The organism is Litorivita sp. NS0012-18 (genome assembly GCF_040371945.1).
Lineage (GTDB): Bacteria > Pseudomonadota > Alphaproteobacteria > Rhodobacterales > Rhodobacteraceae > Litorivita.
The window spans coordinates 1,743,435-1,762,029 of the sequence record NZ_BAABWS010000001.1; the positions used below are offsets into that span (position 1 = coordinate 1,743,435).

An 18,595-nucleotide genomic window follows, 5' to 3' on the forward strand; every position below is an offset into this window, starting at 1 on the left:
GTGGACTTGGCGGCGCTCAATCCCTACATAGGAGCATGCAGGCAAGGTTTCCATGCCCTGCCCCTAGACGAGGTAACACATGAACGCGCCCATCATTCAGCTTTTGGTCTTGGCAGGTATTGCCATCTTCTTGATTTTGCGACTGAAAAACGTGCTCGGCACGCGTGAAGGCTTTGAAAAGCCGGTTTTGCCGAAAACCGCCGATACCGCATCGCAGCGCCCCGATTTCGAGGTGATCGAAGGCGGGCCGGACCGCGATATCATCGACCACGTTGCCGAAGGCAGCCCTGCCGCCAAAGCATTGGCCGCGATGAAAGCCGCCGAGCCGAGCTTTAACGTGGGCGAATTCTTGCAAGGTGCGCGCGGTGCCTATGAGATGATCTTGATGGGGTTTGAACGCGGTGAGATGGCCGAAATCAAACCCTTCCTCGGCGATGAGGTTTATCAAACCTTTGCCGAGGTCGTCGAAGCGCGCCACGCTCAGGGCCTGACCATCGAGGCCGAGTTTGTCGGTTTGCGCGAAATGTCTCTCGAGGACGCGGTGTTCGAAGAGGCCACGGGCCGCGCGATTTTGGATGTTCGTTTCACCGGTGAATTGACGTCGATCGTGCGCGACAACGAGGGCGACATTATTGAAGGTCGCGACGGCAAGGTCAAACGTCAGCGCGATGTCTGGAGCTTTGAGCGGCACATGGGCGCAGACGATCCCAATTGGATACTCGTCGCGACGGGTGAATGACGTGGCGGGCGTTGGCGGTGGGCCTTGCCTGTGCCGCCTGCGCCTTTTCGACCTTGGATGATGCCGTGGCCGATACCGCGAAACTCACTTATGAATATATCGCCTTCTCCGATCTTGATGGTTGGCCCGAGGATGATCACCTCGCGGCCATAGGGGTGTTTCAACAGACCTGCGATGTGCCGAGCGATCCCGAGTGGAAGAGACTATGCAGTGCGGCCACAACAGCAGCAGATCCGCGCGCCTTCTTTGAGGCGCAGTTTCAGCCAGTGCGCATCACCGACGGGGCGGATGCTCTCTTTACCGGCTATTTCGAGCCCGAAATCAACGGCGCGCGCGCTCGCTCGGATGTTTTTCGCCATCCGGTCTATGCATTGCCGCCCGAAGCAAGCGGCAAACAACCATGGCTGAGCCGGAAAGAGATCGAAGCCAGCGGCGCGCTGCGCGGTCGCGGTTTGGAACTGGCGTGGATTGCCGAGCCGGTCGATCTGTTTTTCCTTCAAGTCCAAGGCTCGGGCCGCATCCGGTTTGAGGACGGCGGCGTTTTGCGTTTGGGGTATGCGGGCAAAAACGGCCATCCTTACCGCTCTATCGGCAAAGAGCTGGTCCGGCGGGGCACCTTTGAGGCCGAGGCGCTCTCTGCGGACGTGATCAAGCAGTGGGTGCGCGCCAACCCGCATGAGGGCGCGCAGCTTTTGTTGCACAATCCGTCCTATGTGTTCTTTCGCGAAGTGACGGATGTGCCCGCCGACCAAGGGCCGGTTGGCGCGATGGGCCGCTCGGTTACGCCTCTGCGCTCCATTGCGGTCGATCCCGATATTACCCCGCTCGGGGCGCCGGTTTGGGTGGACAAGGGGGGGCCGAACCCCATGCGTCGTTTGATGGTTGCCCAAGACACCGGATCGGCGATCAAAGGCGCGCAACGGGCCGACATCTTCTTTGGCACCGGCGAGAGTGCGGGCCTCAATGCCGGTCGTTTGCGCGACGGGGGCCGTATGACTGTGCTCTTGCCCAAGGAAATTGCCGCGGCTTTGATGGCGGAGCGCGCGCAATGAGTCGCCGCAAGTTACGCCCCGATGAGATTGAGCTTTGGGCCCAAGTCGCCGCCACGGCTGAGCGGCTCAACCCTAACCGCCCGAATGACGCGCCCGAACATACGCCGCGCCCCAAGCCAAAGCCGCAAAAGACACACCTCCCGCGCGAGGATTTTTCCATCGGCGCTCATGCGCGGGCCAAGCCGCAGGAGCATACTCTGGTCGCGCCAGTGCGTGACCGCATCGCCAGCGCGCCGCTCAATATGGATAAAAAGACCTTTGCGCGGCTCAAGCGCGGCAAGCTGCGCCCCGAAGGCAAGCTTGATCTGCACGGCATGACCATGGATCAAGCGCATCCGGCTCTGTCGCGCTTTATTCTGTCGTCGCACGCGAGCGGCAAAAGGTTGGTGCTGGTAGTGACCGGCAAGGGCAAACACCGTGATGAGGGCGGCCCGATCCCCGTCCGGCACGGCGTTTTGCGCCATAACGTGCCGCAATGGCTCGCGATGGCGCCGCTATCGTCTTTGGTTTTGCAGATTTCCGAAGCGCATCTCAAACATGGCGGCGGCGGCGCCTACTACATCTATCTACGCCGAAACTAGCGCCGTTTGTGACGCAAAAGGCCCCGCTAATTTCCGTTGGGGTTTGCGATCACCAATGCGGGCGACAAAATCAATTGCGTCGCGTTGCGCACCGTCAGCGCCGTCCCGGGGAGCAATCCTGCCATGCCGGCGCGATCCCTTTGGAAGGCGCTGTCAAGATCGACGGCCCCGTTCAAAAGCGCGATCAGCGTTGGCGAATTGCCGATGGTAAAATGCCCGTCGGCTGTGCTTGCAAATTGGGTCACATCGATGATGGTGACCGGATATTCGGCGATCTCGTCAGGGCTTTCGATATTGCCAAGGCGCTTTGAGCTGCCGTTCAACCGCGCAGACAGACGCAAAGCGCGGTCGCGGTTGGAGACAAAAATCGCAAACGGTTGGGGCAGGGCATTGACGCGGTCGGCTTGGCTGCGAAACAGATCAAGATCAATATCGGGAGAGATCAGAACCACGCCGCTCAACGCCTTTTCCGACCAACCGGGTGTGCCGATTTCGATCTGGCGCAGGGCTTCCATGACCAAAAGCGTGCCCATCGAGTGCCCGACGAGCACGATCCGGCTCGGCCCCGCTTTTTGAACATCGCGCAGCAAGGCCTCCAGCCCGTCGCGCGCGAAAAGCATGCTGTCGCGGTCGTGAGTATAGCCCAAAGGATTGGCCGCAGAGGGCCACGAGTAATGCACCGCTGTTCCGGGCAACTCGATATCATGCATCAACTGGGCAATCCGGTAAGCCCCGTCGGTGTAGCTGTTGTTATAGCCATGCACATAAATCGTGACCTCGCGGTCGCCGCGTGGCCGCGATTTTATCTCCTGCGCGAGGCTGCCTATGAAGGCGTTTTTGCCATCAAAATTGGTCTTACCGGCAAGGGTGAATTCGCGCTGCGGGTTCGGCCGTGTCGATGCCGCGCGGATTTTCCCGGGGATATGTTCCGGCGGGATAGAAACGTCGAGCTGTGCGTAGCTGAGTGTTCTGCTGCGGTCTTTGCCGAAATTGCCATCATCGTTGCGCGCACGCGATGTGGCAACGAACACCGGATAGATCGTGCCGATATTGCGGGCTTCGGGCACCAATGTGGCCAATGTCCGGTCGGCGCACCCCGCGCCCAACAGCAGCAATACAAGAACGGTGATCACGCGCGGCATATCTGTCCCCATCAAAGATGGAGCAAGCATGTAGCAGGACGCGCGCGAATGACCAGAGGTTTAGAGCATATAGCGGCTTACATCCGCCGATTTGGTCAGGCTGCCGAGGTTCTTATCAACAAAATCGGCATCTACGGTGATCCCTTCGCCGCCCCGATCAGGGGCAGAAAAGGACAACTCCTCAAACACGCGCTCTAGCACGGTATAGAGCCGCCGCGCGCCGATGTTCTCGACAGATTGGTTCACCTGTGCGGCAATGCGGGCGAGGGCGGCAATGCCTTCGGGTGTGAAATCCACGCGCACCTCTTCGGTGGCCATCAGAGCGGTATATTGGCGGGTCAGCGCATTGTCGGTTTCGGTCAGAATGCGCACGAAATCTTCCTCGGTCAGGGCGCGCAATTCGACGCGGATCGGCAAGCGCCCTTGCAACTCGGGCAACAGGTCCGATGGCTTGGCAATGTGAAACGCGCCGGAGGCGATGAAGAGAATATGATCGGTTTTCACCGCCCCGTATTTGGTGGAAACCGTCGTGCCCTCGATGAGCGGCAGCAAGTCGCGCTGCACACCTTCGCGGCTCACATCCCCGCCGCGCGCGTCTGAGCGGGCGCAAACTTTGTCAATTTCATCGAGAAAAACAATGCCGTTTTGTTCGACCGCGCTGAGCGCCGCGCGTGTGACGGCCTCGTCGTCCAAAAGCTTGTCGGCCTCTTCGCCAATGAGCAAAGGATAGCTTTGCGCCACGGTCACCTTGCGTTTTGTGGTTTTTCCGCCAAAGGCTTTGCCAAAAATATCGCCCAGATTCATCATCCCCATTTGCCCGCCCGGCTGCCCAGGGATATCGAACATCGGCATGCCGGAGCCTGCGGTATCGGCCACTTCGATCTCGATTTCCGTCTCGTCCAATTCGCCTGACTTCAGCTTCTTGCGAAACATCTCGCGCGTCGCCTCGCGCGCATCCGTTCCGGCAATGGCCTCGATCACACGCTCTTCGGCGGCGCCATGCGCTCGGGCCTTGACGTCTTCGCGCATCTGCTCGCGGGTCATCGCAATCGCACTATCCATCAGATCGCGGATGATTTGCTCCACATCGCGCCCGACGTAGCCGACCTCGGTGAATTTCGTCGCTTCGACCTTGATAAATGGCGCGCGTGCGAGGCGGGCCAGCCGCCGCGAAATTTCGGTTTTGCCGACGCCGGTCGGTCCGATCATCAAGATATTCTTTGGATATACTTCGTCGCGCAAATCGTCGGGCAACTGTTGCCGGCGCCAACGATTGCGCAAGGCAACGGCAACGGCGCGCTTTGCGTCCGCCTGTCCGATCACAAAGCGGTCAAGCTCGGATACAATCTCGCGGGGGGTCAGGTCGGTCATTTCGAAATGCTCTCTACGGTCAGGTTGCCATTGGTATAAACACAAATATCGGCGGCGATGGCCATTGCGGCGCGGGCGATGGCTTCGGCGTCTTTATCGCTATCCATCATGCCGCGCGCGGCGGCGAGGGCGAAATTGCCGCCCGACCCGATGGCGGTCACGTCATGTTCGGGCGCCAGAACATCGCCGGCGCCCGTGATGACGAGCAACTCGTCGCCATCGGTCACGATCAACATGGCTTCGAGCTTTTGCAGATATTTGTCGGTCCGCCAATCCTTGGCCAATTCTACCGAGGCGCGCGCCAATTGTCCGGGGGTGGCCTCCAATTTGGCCTCGAGCCGTTCGAGCAATGTAAAAGCATCGGCCGTCGATCCGGCAAATCCCGCCACCACGTCATAGCCGCCCGGGCTGAGCCGGCGCACCTTGCGCGCGCTGCCTTTGATCACGGTTTGGCCAAGCGAGACCTGCCCGTCGCCCGCGATCACCACTTTGCCGCCCTTCTTGACGCCAATGATCGTTGTTCCGTGCCATCCGGGGAATTGGTCTTGTGCCATGCGTGCCTCCATTATCTTGTGGCAATATATGGAGCGTGGGGCAGGGCGGCACAAGGCCCGCCCGCCTTTGGCAACCCTTGCCCGCAACATTGTGCCGCGATAGCGTGCCGGCATGCACGAGAGCCAAACCGTTCAGTTTTTCCTCGATGAAGAGATGAAAGCCAGCGCCGAAGCGGGCAAACACCCCTTTATCGCCAAGCTCGTTGACGTCCTCGAAAGCGCAGGGCTTCGGAGTGTTTTCCGCCAGAATAGTGTCGAAAACCGCCTCGCCTCGGCCCGTTTTGACGGCTATGCGCTGTTCCATATGGATGACCCGCTTCACGAGCGTGCTTTGACCATCCGGCGCAACCTCTATTATCCGTTCTGGCAGATCGAGCGCAGCGCAAAGCGGTGGGAATGGCGGGTGGCGATGGCGGAATTCGACCCCGAGCAGGTGCCGCAAGAGGAGGCGGTGCAATTCTATCGCCGCTGGCGCAAACGCCTCTTTGGCGCGCCGGATGTCACGCGAGAGGGTTTCGTCTATGTCCCGCTGCAGGGGCGGATATTGGAGCGGCGTAGTTTTCAAACCGCCTCGCCCGTTGACATGATCGAGGCCGTGCTGGCGCATGATCCCAAACGCCTCGTGATCGCGGGCCTGCACCCCAAAGAATCCTATTCCGCCGAAGAGCTTGGCGCGCTCGAAGTTCTTGCGCATGCCCATCCGCGCCTATCGCTACGCAGGGGCGAGATGGAAGACCTCTTGGCCCGTTGCGATTATGTCGTGAGCGAAAATTCCTCGGTCGCCTTTGCTGCACATTTCTTCAAAAAGCCCAGCGTCCTGTTTGCGCAAATCGACTTTCACCACCGCGCTTTGAATGTTGCCGATATTGGCGCGCGCGAAGCTATCACCTGCGCGCCCGATTGGAGCGTCGCCCATGCCGCTTACGTTTGGTGGTTCTTGCAGCATATGTCGATCAACGCGAGCCTTGACACTGCGCCCGACAAAATCCGCGCAACGCTGCGCCGTTATGGTTGGCCCGTGTAAGAAGGCCATGCTACAAACGCAAAGAGGCGCCCGAAGGCGCCCCTGCTCATCTTTTCAGCCAAGACTTAAATGCTGTCTTCAATCCAGCTTTGCAGCGTGGCTTTGGGCGCGGCGCCCGCACGGTTGGAAACAACCTCGCCATCCTTGAAGATAAACAGCGCCGGAATACCGCGCACGCCCATTTGCGACGGGGCATTGGGATTGCTGTCGACGTCGACTTTGACGATCTTCACTTTGCCTTCCATCTCGGAGGACAGCTCTTCGAGAGCCGGTCCGATCTGTTTGCACGGGCCGCACCACTCGGCCCAGAAATCCACCACAACGGGCAGGTCGGATTGGCGCACTTCGGCGTCAAAGGTGTCATCGGTAACGGCAACGGTGGCCATAGCAGCATCTCCTGAAAGCTGGGAACTTGGCTGTGAACCTAAGAACCGCAGAGGGTAACGTCAAGATATCTGGGTGCGCGACACGGCGTTGATCACAATATCATGTGGTAATGTCATCAACTCGCCGGTCTTTGTCCAAAGCAGCGCCGTCGAGATGTCGCGCTCTGGATAGATCTGGGCCAGAGCCAGCGCATAGGCTCCCATTTGCCGCAAAAGTCCGTCGGGGCATTGCGAAACGGTGGTTGGCACGGCGGCGTTGGTCTTGAAATCGACCGCCAGCACGCGGTCTTGGGTTACAATCAACCGATCAATCACCCCGTGTATGCGGCGACCGCCGAGCTGCGCGATATCGGCGCTGATCGGAACCTCCGCAAGCGCGCCATGGGAGAAAATCTCGCTCAAAGCAGGATTTTCAAGCACGCCGCGCGCCTCATATAATAGCGCAGCGGTCTCTTCCTCTGTCGAGCGATCTGCATCACTCGCCAAAAGCGCTCTTGCGGTTTGCGGCCACGTCTGGCGCTCGAAGAAAGGCAGATGTTCTAGCAATCGGTGCACTTGCCGCCCGCGCCGCATCGCCGCCTCTTCATCAAGGCCAGCCTCACTGGGCAGAGCTTTGGCGCCGCCCAAATCAGAGGGGCTCAAGGTTTCGGGTAAGGGCAGCGGTTTGGGCACGGTCTCGTTGAAAAACGCAGGCAAAGCGATCTCTTGGGGTGGCGACGTTGGCGCGGGAGATTCAGTCTCTAATCCGGCCCAATCGCCGTGCTCGACCCGCAAACCGGTGCCGAAGCCGAAATCGTATTCCACACCCTCACAGGCCTTGATCGCGCGTTCGGTCGCAAGATACCAATCCGCATTATTGCTTTCGATCTTGCCTGCGCCTGCAACGATCAACCACTTTTCGGCGCGGGTCATCGCCACGTAAAGGAGCCGCTGCTTTTCGTTCTTTTGCGCGCCGCTTTGATCGTCGCGCAGGGCCAAAACCGTGTCCGGCGCGTTTGCGCCCGCGGCAGACCAGATCGCCCGCCCGTCTTTCTCCATCACCTTCGCATCGTTGTGGCGGTCGCGCTTGACCGTTTCGGGCAAAATCACAATCGGAGCCTCAAGCCCCTTGGAGCCATGCACCGTCATCACCCGAATGCGGTCGCCCGCGCTTTCCATCTGGCGTTTGATTTCAAGCTCGTCGCTCTCCATCCACGTCAGAAATCCGGTCAGGCTGGGCACGGCGGTGCGCTCATAGGTCAGCGCTTGGCTGAGCAGGGCGTCGATCCCGTCCTGCGCCTCTTCGCCCAATCGTGCAAGCAGCGCCCTGCGCCCGCCCCAGCGGGTCAAAATCCGTTCGATCAAATCATAGGGCCGCAAGAAATCGGTGCGCGCATTGAGGTCGTGCAGCATTTCAAGCAAATGCGGATGCTCGGCCTCGCGGGCGCGCAGCGCGGGCCAAAGCGGGCCATTGCCGCGGTCATGCGCAAGATCGAAAAGCGCGCTCTCGTCCCATCCCGCGAGCGGTGATTTGAGCACCGTTGCGAGCGATAAATCGTCCTCTGGCAGCGCCAGAAACGACAGAAGTGCCTTGAGGTCGCGCACCGCCATTTCCGCGCCCACCTTCAACCGGTCGGCGCCCGCCATGGGCAGGCCAAGCGCCTTGCATTCGCGGATGATCGCCTCGAATAGCGCGCCGCGGCTTTGCACAAGGATCAGGAAGTCTCCGGCCTGCACAGGTCGGGTCGTGAACCTGCCGGATCGACCCTGTTCCACTGGAAGAGGGGCCTTTTCGTTAAGAAGCCGTTTGATTTCGCCCGCGATACGGCGGGCCAGAACGACGCTATGGTGGCTTTGGCCAAGCTGATCAACGGGGCGATGCCAATCGGCGACGTCCTCTTTCTCCGCCGGTTCAACCAAGGGCCACAAGTCGACCCTGCCTGGCATGGCGTCTTTGAACGCGCGGTGCGGGTTTTGCGAGGTAAACCCCGCGGCACCTCTCCCCTCAAAGGCGGCGTCGACGACGTTCAAAATCGCGCTCGACGAGCGAAAGGAATATTCAAGTTCCAAGCTATTGAGGGGCGAGTTCGTCGCTGCCAGCCTCTCGCCAAATTCGGCCTGCATACGGTCAAACTCGCGCGGGTCGGCGCCTTGGAAGGAGTAGATCGATTGTTTGCGGTCCCCGACCACGAAAATGGTGCGCGGGATATCCGCGCGCGCGCCTTCGCCGGATGTGAATTCCTGCGCCAGTTGCTCGATGACTTGCCATTGAATCGGGCTGGTATCTTGCGCCTCGTCCACGAGGATATGGTCGATCCCGCCGTCGAGGCGGTAAAGCACCCATTCGGCCACGCGCGGGTCGATCAAAAGATTGCGGGCCTTGACGATCAGATCATCGAAATCGAGCCATCCGCGCCCCTGTTTCGCTTGCTCGTAGCGAGGCAAGAATACTTGTGCGAAGCGGTTGAGAACCAAGGTTTGCTCGGCCGCCATTAACCCGAGGCGGATCTGTCGCGCGCTCTCGACCCGCAACATAAAGGCCTCCAGATCGTCGATAAGATCAGGAATGAGGGCGCGGGTGGCTTTGGTTGGCAGCTTGCCTATTTTGGCCTGGTTTTTGTTCTCGCCGGACTTGAACAAGAAGCAGTCTTCGAGTTGCGCAAGGGCATGAAGGCCAAGGGTCGCAATGGCGTTTAGATTGCTCGAAAGCTTGACGTCGCTCGCCGTGCCCTTTGCGCACACCTCGGCCAGCCTCGCCAGCATCTGCGCCTCGCCACCCAAAAACACTTGTGCCTCGAGCGCCTCAAGGCTTGCGCCTTCGGGAAGATCAAAAATTGCATGGGCCTCGTCGCGACCCATCGGCGCGGCAAAGGCGTCGCGATGCCGGACAATATCGCCGATCAATTTGTCCATCTCATCGCTGGTGAATTGCAAGGCCAGTGCCTCAAAGACCTCTGCATCGGGCCCCGACGCGATCTCCTCCAAAATCTCTTTTTGCAGAATCGAGATGCTCAATTCGTCCATCTCGGTGAATTGCGGACTGACCTGTGCCTCTAGCGGAAAACGGCGCAAAAGCGCGGCGCAAAAAGAGTGGATGGTCTGGATTTTCAACCCACCAGGGGCTTCGATCGCGCGGGCAAAAAGCCGCCGCGCGGCGCGCAGGGCCGTCTCATCACGCGGGCCGGAGACGCCCAAATCATCCAAGGCCGCGCGCAGATCGGTATCGCCCAGCATCGCCCAATCGCCCAAGCGTTTGAACAGACGGTTTTGCATCTCGCTGGCGGCGGCCTTGGTATAGGTCAGGCACAGGATGTGTTCGGGTTCGACATGCTCCAACAGCAGCCGCGCCACGCGATCCGTCAAAACCCGCGTCTTGCCCGATCCGGCATTGGCCGACAGCCATGTGGACGCATCCGGCCGCGCGGCTTCGATTTGCCTCAGGCTGGCATCATCACGTTGCATCATGGCACCTTCCTCCCGTCTGGTGCTTGCGTGATATCCCATTCGCCAAATCGCGATAGAAGGTCATAGTCGCTCGCATCGTCGGTTTTCGGCATGGCGCTGCGCGCTGTGAATCCCTGCTCTTCGGACATATAGCTGTCGATCAACTCTTCGAACTCGGACCAGATTTGCGCGGCAGAGATATCGGACAGGGGCGCTTCGACGTCCTTGGGGTTGCTGCCCAATCCGATATAGACCGCGCGCTCCACATGTTTGGGCTGGATCGCCTCGAAGGCGCCGCGCTCGACCATCGCGGCTTCCAAAAGCAGTTGTTTGTCGAATTCCTTTTGCTGCGCTTCCGAAGGGGGTGTGCCGGTTTTGTAGTCATAAATATGGGCCCCGCCGCGCGTGTCCAAATCGATCCGGTCCGCCTTGCCCTTGAGGGTAAAGCCAAGCCCAGCAATCATCGCCCGTCCGCTGACCTCAAAGGCCGCAGGGCGGGCCAGCGCACGCCGCGCCGTTTCGGTTTCCACGAACCAATCTGCGACGCGAGCGATGCGCGATTGCCAGATCACGCGCATATCGGCCCATGGGACGGCCTCGCCCAGAACCGTGCGTGCGGTCTGTAGCAGGCGTTCGGGTGTGCGGGCGCTCTCGTCGTCGAGCGTCTCTTTGACGAACTGTTCGAACACATCGTGGATCACCGTGCCGCGCATCATCGCATCGGGCGCACGCATCAACGGGTTGAGCGGACGCAATTTGAGCACATGTTTGGCGTAGATCGCATATGGGTCGCGGATCAGATGGCGGATTTCGGTGACCGAAAGCTCCGAAGGCCGCGCCGCGCGGGGCGGTTTGGGCGAGGGGCGCGGGGCAGGGGGCACGGGCGTGACCGCCTCCATCACGTCCTTGCGGGCCAGCCACACCGCGCCGCGTGCACGCATGTCTTGCAAGGCTTCGGTTCCGCCTTGCTGGGGCAGGCCATCGAGCATGTTGGTCAAACGGTTGAGCCAGCGCGAGGCGATGGTTTCGGCGTCATCAGAGCGCAGCGCGCGGGTCATCCAGACTTCTGGCGCGGCGGCGGCTTGCTCGAAGTCATGGGCCGATAGACCGATCCGGCGTTCAGGCAGCAACAACCCCGCATCATAGCGCATTTTGCGGTTGAGCCACGGGTCGGGTTTCGGCGCCTCGGGCCAGCTTCCTTCATTCAGCCCCGCGAGGATCAACAGGTCGGCCCCCTGAACGCGCGCCTCAAGCGTGCCCCAGATCAGAATATGCGGATGCGGCGTATCTTGGCTGCGCACCTTGCCCTGCGCCAACACCGCGCCAAAGAGGTTTTGATAATCGCGGGCGGAGATATCCCCGCCATACCCCGCCTCGGCGCGCAGGTTTGCGATCATCTGGGCGGCCTCGCGTCCTGCGGCCTCCTCCCAAAGCGCGCCGCTGCCGCGCTCCAGATCGGGGCCGCGTGCCAAGGCCTCGGCGCGGGCGATGTGATGCTGCAGGCGCGCGGTGAGGCTTTCATTTTCCGCCTTTTGGGCGGTCAGAACATGCGCGCAAATCCACGCGGCCCACCGCGTGATGGATGCGGCTTCCTTTTGCGCGGCGGCCCATGCCATCAAATGTTCCGGCTCTGGATGCGGCCAGCCTTTGCGGCGGATGTAGAGCTCCAGATCGCGCGTCCAAAGATTGTGCAAATTGCGTGTGCTGCCGCTGTGACACAGGGGGTGTTTGAGCAGCGTCATAAGGCTTTCGGCGCTTGGCCGCGCATCATAAAGCGCTGCGACATGGCGCAAGAAACGTCCGGGAGGGCTAAGCTGCAAGGGCGTGCCGGCGCTGTCATCGGGCACGATGCCCCAACGGTCCAAAGCTGCCGTCACCCGCCGCGTCAGCATCCGGTCGGGCGTGATCAAGGCGGCGGTTTGCCCCTCTTGCGCCGCTTGGCGCAGTCGCATGGCAATCACGAGCGCCTCGCTGCGCGCATCCGGCGCCTCCAGCAGCGTGACCCTCTCCATCGCGCCGGAAATATCGCGCAGGCGCGGCCCCTCTTCGAGCCATTGATCGGTGACCGGTGCAGGCCGCAGCGCCAAAGAAATCACCGCGTTGCGCGCGGGATTGGCGGGCGCTGTGCTGTGCCACGGCGTGATATCAGCGGGCGATAGGTCCAGCGCGCGCATCAGCTTGCGAAACCGGAACTGCGGGTGGTCCTCGGCGGGCATACGCTTGCGTATCGCCGCGCCGTCCTCTTCGTCCAGTACCTGCCAAAGCGCTTGCGGCATGTGATCATCCAACCCCGGCAAGATCACCGCCCCCTGCGGCAGCTTTGCGATGGCCTGCATCAGCAGATGCGTTGCCCCGCGTGATCCGGTTGAACCGGCAAGGATCACCGGATGCGACGGCGGGTTTTGGGCCCATCTTTGCGCCAACCTCTCGATCACCATACGCTGGCGTGTTTCTGCGTCCGGCGCCTCGCCTGCCTCGCCAAAATACCGCTCCACAATGGTGAGAAACTTTTGCGTCCGGTGCCAGTGGCCCGATTGATCGCTGATGTCCAAGCGCGCAATCGCATCGGGGGGCACGCCTTCGCTTTGCATCTCGTCCATCAACGCGGCAAGGCTGTCGGCGAGGTCGAACAAGGCCGCGCGCGGCGCAAGCGTCGGATCAGCGTCGAGCAGTTCCGAGATGAGCCGCGTCAGTTCGAGCCGTCTGCGCAGCGCCGGAACCGCGGGTGCAATATCGGCGGCTTCAACGCTCTGCCCTAGGCTGCTCAAAAGCTCGATACGCGGCAAAATCCGCGCAGGCCCTGCATCAAACAGCGCCCGAATACGCCGCGCCATGCGGGTTGTGTTCACGATAAGCTGCACCTCGGCCAAGGCCTCTGGCGGCTGACCTTTGAACCGCGCGAGCAAACCTTCGACAACCCCTTGCGGAAAATCCACACCGGGGGCGAGGTAGTAGACTTTGGCTTTGTCGCCGTGGGTCATGCGCGATATCCGATCATGGCTTCGGCGTCCTTGATGCCTTGCGGGTGGCCAACGTCGCACCACGTGCCGCCATAGGCCATGCCGAAAAGCCGCCCGTCGCGCAGCATCCGGTCCCACAGCACATTGAGCGAAAAGGCTGTCTCGGACACCTCGGCGAGAAGATCCGTCTTGATGATCTGCGCCCCGCCATAGATCAATCCCGCCCCACGCGCGGCGCGCCCGTCAGGGGCAAGGATAAAATCCCCCTGACCCTTGTGACCCATGGCTTGCGCCTTGGGGATGCACATCAAAAGCGCATCCATCCGCGCCGGATCCCAAGCGTCGAGCAGCGATTGCAGCGGGTTCTCACCATGCCAAACCGCATCGGTGTTGAGCGTGAAAACCGGCCCCGCACCCAACAGCGGCAAGGCATGACGCAACCCGCCGCCGGTTTCAAGAATATCGGGCGCCTCGATCGAAAGCGCCACGCCTTTGGGCGATAGATGCGCCGCGAGGGGTTCAGGCCTATAATGCAGGTTGGCCACCACGCGGGGCAGGCGCAAAGGCGCGGCCAAGTCCAGCGCGTGATCGATCAAGGGCCGGCCGGCAACTTCGATCATCGGTTTGGGCTGCGCCTGTGTCAGCGCGCCCATCCGCGTGCCGAATCCGGCGGCAAACAGCATCAAGGCTTGGGGAGCGTCGCGCATTTGTCTTTGAGCCTTTGCAATATCTCGTCAGTGGGCGCGGGCAGATCGCGCCGCAACATCTCGGCCACGGGCGCGAGCGCCGGATGATCCAGATCGCGCATCAGGTAGCCCCAAACGCGCGGAATGAAATCGATGTAATGCGCTTTGCCATCGCGCATGCACAGCCGTCCGAAAACGCCCAAGATCCGAAGGTTCCGCTGCGTGCCAAGCAGGTGGTAGGCTGCCTCGAAGCCTGCGGCCTCGCGCCCCGAAGTCGCGACATAGCGCGCGATCATTTGCCTCTCGATCAAATCGGGCACGTCGCGCCGCGCATCTTGCAACATTGAGACCAAATCATAGGCCGGATGCCCCGCAAGAGCGTCCTGAAAATCGAGCAGGCCAACCTTTGCGACCCCGTCCCGTTCGGGCAGCCACAAAACATTTTCCGCGTGATAGTCGCGTTGGATCAATACGCTCGCCTCGGCGGCCCCCGATTGGAGGAGTGGCTCGAACCGATCCGCGAAGGCTGTGGCGCGCTGCGCGGCCTCTTGCGCCGACATCTCGGTGCTGCCGCCAAGATAGAACGTATAGGCCAGCGCCGCCATTTGCGTCATGACACGCGGCGAATAGGGCGCGAGGCCCTCGGGGGGCGGCGATTTATGAAGGTGCAAAAGCGCGTCGGTTGCCGCCTCATAAAGCGGGCGCTCCATTGCGCCGTCTTGTGCCATCACACGGGCAAACAGGGCGTCGCCGAGGTCTTCCAGTAGCAAAAACCCATTGGCGGCATCTTCGGCGTAAATCTGCGGCGCGCTCAGCCCGAGGCCGGACAGGTGGCGCGCGATGAGAACAAAGGGGCGCACGTCCTCGCCCAATGCCGTGGGCGCGTCCATCAAGACCGCGATCCGGCCATCGGCATGTTTGAGCCGCTCGTATTTGCGGTTGGACGCATCGCCCGCCAAAGGCGCGCGCGCGCCGCCGCCCCAGCCATTGCGCACAAGGAAGGCATCCGCCTGAGAGGCGCGATCGGTCATGGTATCAGTCCTTGAAGTTTTTCGCGCCAGCGCGGGTCGTTCCACGAGAGGATCACATCGCGCTCGCCTTCGGTTTGAGTGGTTGCGAGCGACAGGCGCAGCGTCGAAGGCGGGCGCAAATCCGCCAACCGGTCGGGCCATTCAACAAGACAAATTGCGGTTTCGAAAGCCTCGTCCAAACCCAGCTCCACGGCCTCGTCGGGGGTTGAGAGCCGATAGAGATCGGCGTGCCAGATTTCGACGCCATCGCGGGCGTCATAGGTTTGCACGAGCGTGAAGGTCGGCGAAGGAATGTCTTCGGGCTCGGCCAGCCGCGCGGAGATCAGGCTTCGCGCAAAATGGGTTTTTCCGGCTCCGATACCGCCTTCGAGTTCGATAATATCGCCCGCCCCAAGGCGCGGCGCGAGCGCGCGGGCAAAGGCCGCGGTGGCCGTGGCATCAGGAAAGGTAAAGGAAACGGGGCTGCGCAACATGGCGCGAGATTACCCGACCGCGCCGCCGCTGCAAGGCTCAAGCGGCCAAAGCGCCTAGCTTTGTGCAGTTTCCGCCTCGGCGGCAGCGTCCTTCGCGCCATTGGGTGCGCCGGTGGGCGTGCCGCTGGGGGCGTGGCTAAAGCACACAAAGGTGGAACCGCCGCTGAGCGGCTCGAACCGGCAGTCCAACATCGCGCCGCTGACTGTTTTCTCCGAGGCCTTCCATGCGCTGCGTTCGCCAAAGGCCGTCATAAAGCGGCGCGCGCGCGCCCATGATGGGGCGGCAGGGCATTTCTCTTCCCAATGAGAGATAGAATCCGAAATGGTCATTTCGGCAAAACTGTTCTCGGGATCAATGCCCCACATATCGCGGTAGGCGCTGTTGCACAGGGTGAGAACACCGGTCGGGGAGAAGACCGCAACCGCCTCGCCCATTTTATCGATGACGGTTTGGCCAAGTTCGATTTGCGAACGGAACCGGCGGGTCAGCGTGATCTCGGCGCTGATGTCTTCGAACAAAAAGGCCACCGCCCCATCCGGATGCGGGCGGCCCGTGACACGGTAGGTTTGACCAGAGGGCAGGGTCCATGTCTCGTGATACCGGCCATCTGTCGCGGCGGCGACAAGATCGGCAATCTGTTCGCGCCAAGAGGAATAGTTTTTCGGCTCGGGCATCATGTGTTTGTCGCGCAGCCGGTCGAAGAACGACAGCAGGTTGGGCCGCGCGCTCAGGAAATCCGCCGGCAGGGAGGTCAGGTCGATCAAGGAGGGATTGAAGAGGGCCAGTTGCCGGTTGCGGTCAAAAATCGCAAGCCCGATGGAGAGCTGAGCGAAGGTCTTGGTCAGGGTCTGGACAAAGTTGCGCTGGGCGACTTCGGCGCTGACCACTGCGTTCACGTCGGTGGCGTAGTTCATCCATACATCGTCGAACCGTGATGAGGTGATGTCGAACCAAAACACCTCGTCGGAGACTTGGGATTTCAACGAGTTGCGCAGGCGCATCCGCCGCCCGCTGTCTTCGAGGTCCAAATCAAACAACGGCCCTGCCTTGACCGGATCCTTGTCGCCCGAGGTCACGCGGGCAAAAAGTAATCTATAGGCATCATTATACCACAACAGCTGCCCCTGCGCGCCGGTTTGCCAAATCGGATAGGGCGCGCCTTTTGCGGCTTGGCGTAGGGTCTGCAATTCACGTTCGAGCAGATCAAGCCGGTGCTCGGGTTCGCTGCCCTGCGCTTCGACCAATGTCATACGAAGCCGGTTGCCTTTGCGGGCCATCGTGATCTCGCCCAGATCGGCAGGCTCGTCGGCATGCACACTCATCGATATGCCTTCTTGGACCAGACGCCAATCTTCGGGCAACGTCGGAAAGCGCGGCAAAAGATGCGCGCGCACGCCGCTCCAATCCGTGGGCGGTGTCGGTGCGCTGTTCAACATCAATTCTGCGGGCAATGAGGCCTCGTAAAGCGCATCGCCATCAAAGACGAAATGCACCTGACGACCGTCTTGTCCGTCCAGCGCGGCGATATCTCGATCCCGATTGCGCGGTTCGGCCACGGAAACGATCCAAAGCGCGGCGATCGCAACGGAAAGAGCAATGAGAAAGAAACCTGCATATTCAAGATAGAGCGGATCGAGCATGAAAAATGTCCTGTGAGCTGCACCCACCACAACAGAACGAAATGGTTAATTCCAGATTAATCGGTGACTAAATAGTTAAATTTCGAACGGTTTGTTCGGTCCCAATGGGGGGGCATTTCGGGCCGCGCGCGCGTCCACCTCTTGGCGCGGCCAGACCACCTCAACCACAGCGCCAGAGGGTTTTGGCACCTCCTTGGGGTCACGGCTGACGTCCAACCCATTGGCGAAACTCAACTCGGCACCCGACCGTTCCAGCAGCGTCTTGGCAATGAAAAGCCCAAGCCCCATGCCCTCATATCCTGGCCTTTGGTCGCGAGGTGCAGCGTTGCGGCGGATAAACGGATCGCCGATCCGGCCCAAAACATGTGCGGGATACCCGCGCCCGTCATCCATGATCCGCACGGTGATCGTGTCCTCATCCCACAACGCCTCGATCCAGACATTGGCGCGGGCGAAATCGACGGCATTCTGGATCAGGTTGCGCAATCCGTGAATGATTTCGGGGCGGCGTAAAATCGACGGCCCCGCCACCGCGCTGCCCGCCGAAGGGCCTTCGCTGATCATCAAGGCTTTGCCGCGATCGCGGTGCGGTTCGGCGGCCTCTTCGATCACCGCAATCAGCGGCGCTTGGCGTAAATGCAAATCGTCTTTGCCCGCGCGGCCCATCGAATGCAGAATGTCGCGGCACCGGTCGGCTTGCTCGCGGATCAATCGCGCATCCTCTTGCATATCGGGAAAATCGCTCAAGTCTTCGATCAACTCTGCGCTGGCCAATTTAATCGTCGCCAAAGGCGTGCCAAGCTCATGCGCAGCGGCGGCGACCACCCCGCCCAGATCGGTCAGCTTTTGCTCGCGCGACAGGGCCATTTGCGTCGCCGACAAGGCATCGGACATGGCGTGCATCTCGGTCACGATCCAGCGCGAATAGATACCCATAAACACCGTGGCGATGCTGATCGCGGCCCATGTGCCGAAGACGAAAACAGAGGGGATGCGCAACACAAACCCCTGCTCAGTGCGCAGCGGCAGATGATGTTGCGAAAGCACCGTGACGATGACAATCGCGGTCACCCCGACCAAGACCGACGAGCGCAGCGTCAAAGCCGCCGCCGCCACCGTGACAGGACCGACGATCAGGATCGAAAACGGATTGTGCAAACCGCCGGTCAAAAACAGCAGCAAGCCCAGTTGCAACAGGTCGAACATCACCAAGGCGAGGTTTTGCACCTCGGTCAGGCGCTTACTTTCGGGAAAGACAAAGGTGGCGACCAGATTGGCGATCACCGAGATTCCGACGACGAGATAACACAGCCCGAATTCGAGATTGAGATCATATAACTGTTTGGCCGCGACCAAAGCCGTCACCTGCCCGATGATCGCCCCCCAGCGCAGCGCAATCAACGTGCGCAACCGGATCCAGTTGCCGCGCTGGTTGGTGATGTATAGGTCGGGTTGGCTTTGGCTCATAGGGTGCGGCGTTCTGGTCCGTGTTGCATGATGGGTCTTCCATGTTAGATATCGCGCCAAGCGCC

Annotated in this window: 15 protein-coding genes; 4 read left to right on the forward strand and 11 right to left on the reverse strand. The window is 60.9% G+C overall.

The genetic code is table 11. From position 1 onward, the window contains the following. Nucleotides 1-79 precede the first annotated feature (79 nt). The 3 genes from ABWV64_RS08400 to ABWV64_RS08410 are packed head-to-tail and all read left to right on the forward strand — an operon-like array spanning nucleotide 80 to nucleotide 2,372. Nucleotides 80-739 carry a Tim44/TimA family putative adaptor protein gene (locus ABWV64_RS08400; RefSeq protein ID WP_353343990.1) on the forward strand — a complete coding sequence of 220 codons (660 nt, stop codon included), beginning with the start codon at nucleotides 80-82 and terminating at the stop codon, nucleotides 737-739. Further along, on the forward strand, nucleotides 736-1,791 hold the full coding sequence (gene mltA / locus ABWV64_RS08405; protein WP_353343992.1) for a murein transglycosylase A: 1,056 nt from the start codon (nucleotides 736-738) through the stop codon (nucleotides 1,789-1,791). The genes ABWV64_RS08400 and mltA overlap by 4 nt, the downstream gene beginning before the upstream one ends. Further along, nucleotides 1,788-2,372 carry a Smr/MutS family protein gene (locus ABWV64_RS08410; RefSeq protein ID WP_353343994.1) on the forward strand — a complete coding sequence of 195 codons (585 nt, stop codon included), beginning with the start codon at nucleotides 1,788-1,790 and terminating at the stop codon, nucleotides 2,370-2,372. Before mltA ends, ABWV64_RS08410 begins: the two co-directional genes overlap by 4 nt. 26 nt (nucleotides 2,373-2,398) lie before the next feature. Here the strand turns inward: ABWV64_RS08410 and ABWV64_RS08415 are convergent, their stop codons facing one another. Genes ABWV64_RS08415 through hslV form a run of 3 tightly spaced genes read right to left on the reverse strand, consistent with a single transcriptional unit; the run spans nucleotide 2,399 to nucleotide 5,439 of the window. Further along, the gene (locus ABWV64_RS08415) at nucleotides 2,399-3,514 is read right to left on the reverse strand and encodes an alpha/beta hydrolase (protein WP_353343996.1); all 1,116 of its coding nucleotides are present in this window, start codon (nucleotides 3,512-3,514) and stop codon (nucleotides 2,399-2,401) included. A 60-nt stretch (nucleotides 3,515-3,574) separates the two neighbouring features. Further along, nucleotides 3,575-4,885 (reverse strand): ATP-dependent protease ATPase subunit HslU, encoded by a 1,311-nt coding sequence (hslU, locus tag ABWV64_RS08420; protein WP_353343998.1) that lies wholly within the window; start codon nucleotides 4,883-4,885, stop codon nucleotides 3,575-3,577. After that, entirely contained in the window at nucleotides 4,882-5,439 is a 558-nt protein-coding gene (gene hslV, locus ABWV64_RS08425; RefSeq protein ID WP_353344000.1) for an ATP-dependent protease subunit HslV, read from the reverse strand. Before hslV ends, hslU begins: the two co-directional genes overlap by 4 nt. A 112-nt stretch (nucleotides 5,440-5,551) precedes the next feature. Between hslV and ABWV64_RS08430 the strand changes: the two genes are divergently transcribed. Further along, nucleotides 5,552-6,463, forward strand: a complete 912-nt coding sequence (locus tag ABWV64_RS08430; protein ID WP_353344002.1) for a hypothetical protein — start codon at nucleotides 5,552-5,554, stop codon at nucleotides 6,461-6,463. A gap of 65 nt (nucleotides 6,464-6,528) precedes the next feature. Here ABWV64_RS08430 and trxA read toward each other — a convergent pair whose 3' ends face one another. The 8 genes from trxA to regB form a co-directional block, all read right to left on the reverse strand. Further along, the gene (gene trxA / locus ABWV64_RS08435) at nucleotides 6,529-6,849 is read right to left on the reverse strand and encodes a thioredoxin (RefSeq protein WP_353344004.1); all 321 of its coding nucleotides are present in this window, start codon (nucleotides 6,847-6,849) and stop codon (nucleotides 6,529-6,531) included. A 60-nt stretch (nucleotides 6,850-6,909) separates the two neighbouring features. Further along, entirely contained in the window at nucleotides 6,910-10,293 is a 3,384-nt protein-coding gene (gene addA, locus ABWV64_RS08440; protein ID WP_353344006.1) for a double-strand break repair helicase AddA, read from the reverse strand. Next, a complete protein-coding gene (addB, locus tag ABWV64_RS08445) occupies nucleotides 10,290-13,253 on the reverse strand; it encodes a double-strand break repair protein AddB (RefSeq protein ID WP_353344008.1) in 2,964 nt (987 codons plus the stop codon). The genes addA and addB overlap by 4 nt, the downstream gene beginning before the upstream one ends. Beyond that, the gene (locus ABWV64_RS08450; protein WP_353344010.1) at nucleotides 13,250-13,939 is read right to left on the reverse strand and encodes a nucleotidyltransferase family protein; all 690 of its coding nucleotides are present in this window, start codon (nucleotides 13,937-13,939) and stop codon (nucleotides 13,250-13,252) included. Before ABWV64_RS08450 ends, addB begins: the two co-directional genes overlap by 4 nt. Further along, nucleotides 13,915-14,949 carry an aminoglycoside phosphotransferase family protein gene (locus tag ABWV64_RS08455; RefSeq protein ID WP_353344012.1) on the reverse strand — a complete coding sequence of 345 codons (1,035 nt, stop codon included), beginning with the start codon at nucleotides 14,947-14,949 and terminating at the stop codon, nucleotides 13,915-13,917. Before ABWV64_RS08455 ends, ABWV64_RS08450 begins: the two co-directional genes overlap by 25 nt. Next, nucleotides 14,946-15,422: a tRNA (adenosine(37)-N6)-threonylcarbamoyltransferase complex ATPase subunit type 1 TsaE gene (gene tsaE / locus ABWV64_RS08460; protein WP_353344014.1), complete on the reverse strand. Its 477-nt coding sequence runs from the start codon at nucleotides 15,420-15,422 to the stop codon at nucleotides 14,946-14,948. Before tsaE ends, ABWV64_RS08455 begins: the two co-directional genes overlap by 4 nt. Nucleotides 15,423-15,476: 54 nt before the next feature. Continuing rightward, nucleotides 15,477-17,063, reverse strand: coding sequence for a PAS-domain containing protein (locus ABWV64_RS08465; protein ID WP_353344016.1), 1,587 nt, complete (start codon nucleotides 17,061-17,063; stop codon nucleotides 15,477-15,479). A gap of 75 nt (nucleotides 17,064-17,138) precedes the next feature. Continuing rightward, the gene (gene regB, locus ABWV64_RS08470) at nucleotides 17,139-18,530 is read right to left on the reverse strand and encodes a sensor histidine kinase RegB (RefSeq protein WP_353344018.1); all 1,392 of its coding nucleotides are present in this window, start codon (nucleotides 18,528-18,530) and stop codon (nucleotides 17,139-17,141) included. Between the last annotated feature and the right edge of the window lie 65 nt (nucleotides 18,531-18,595).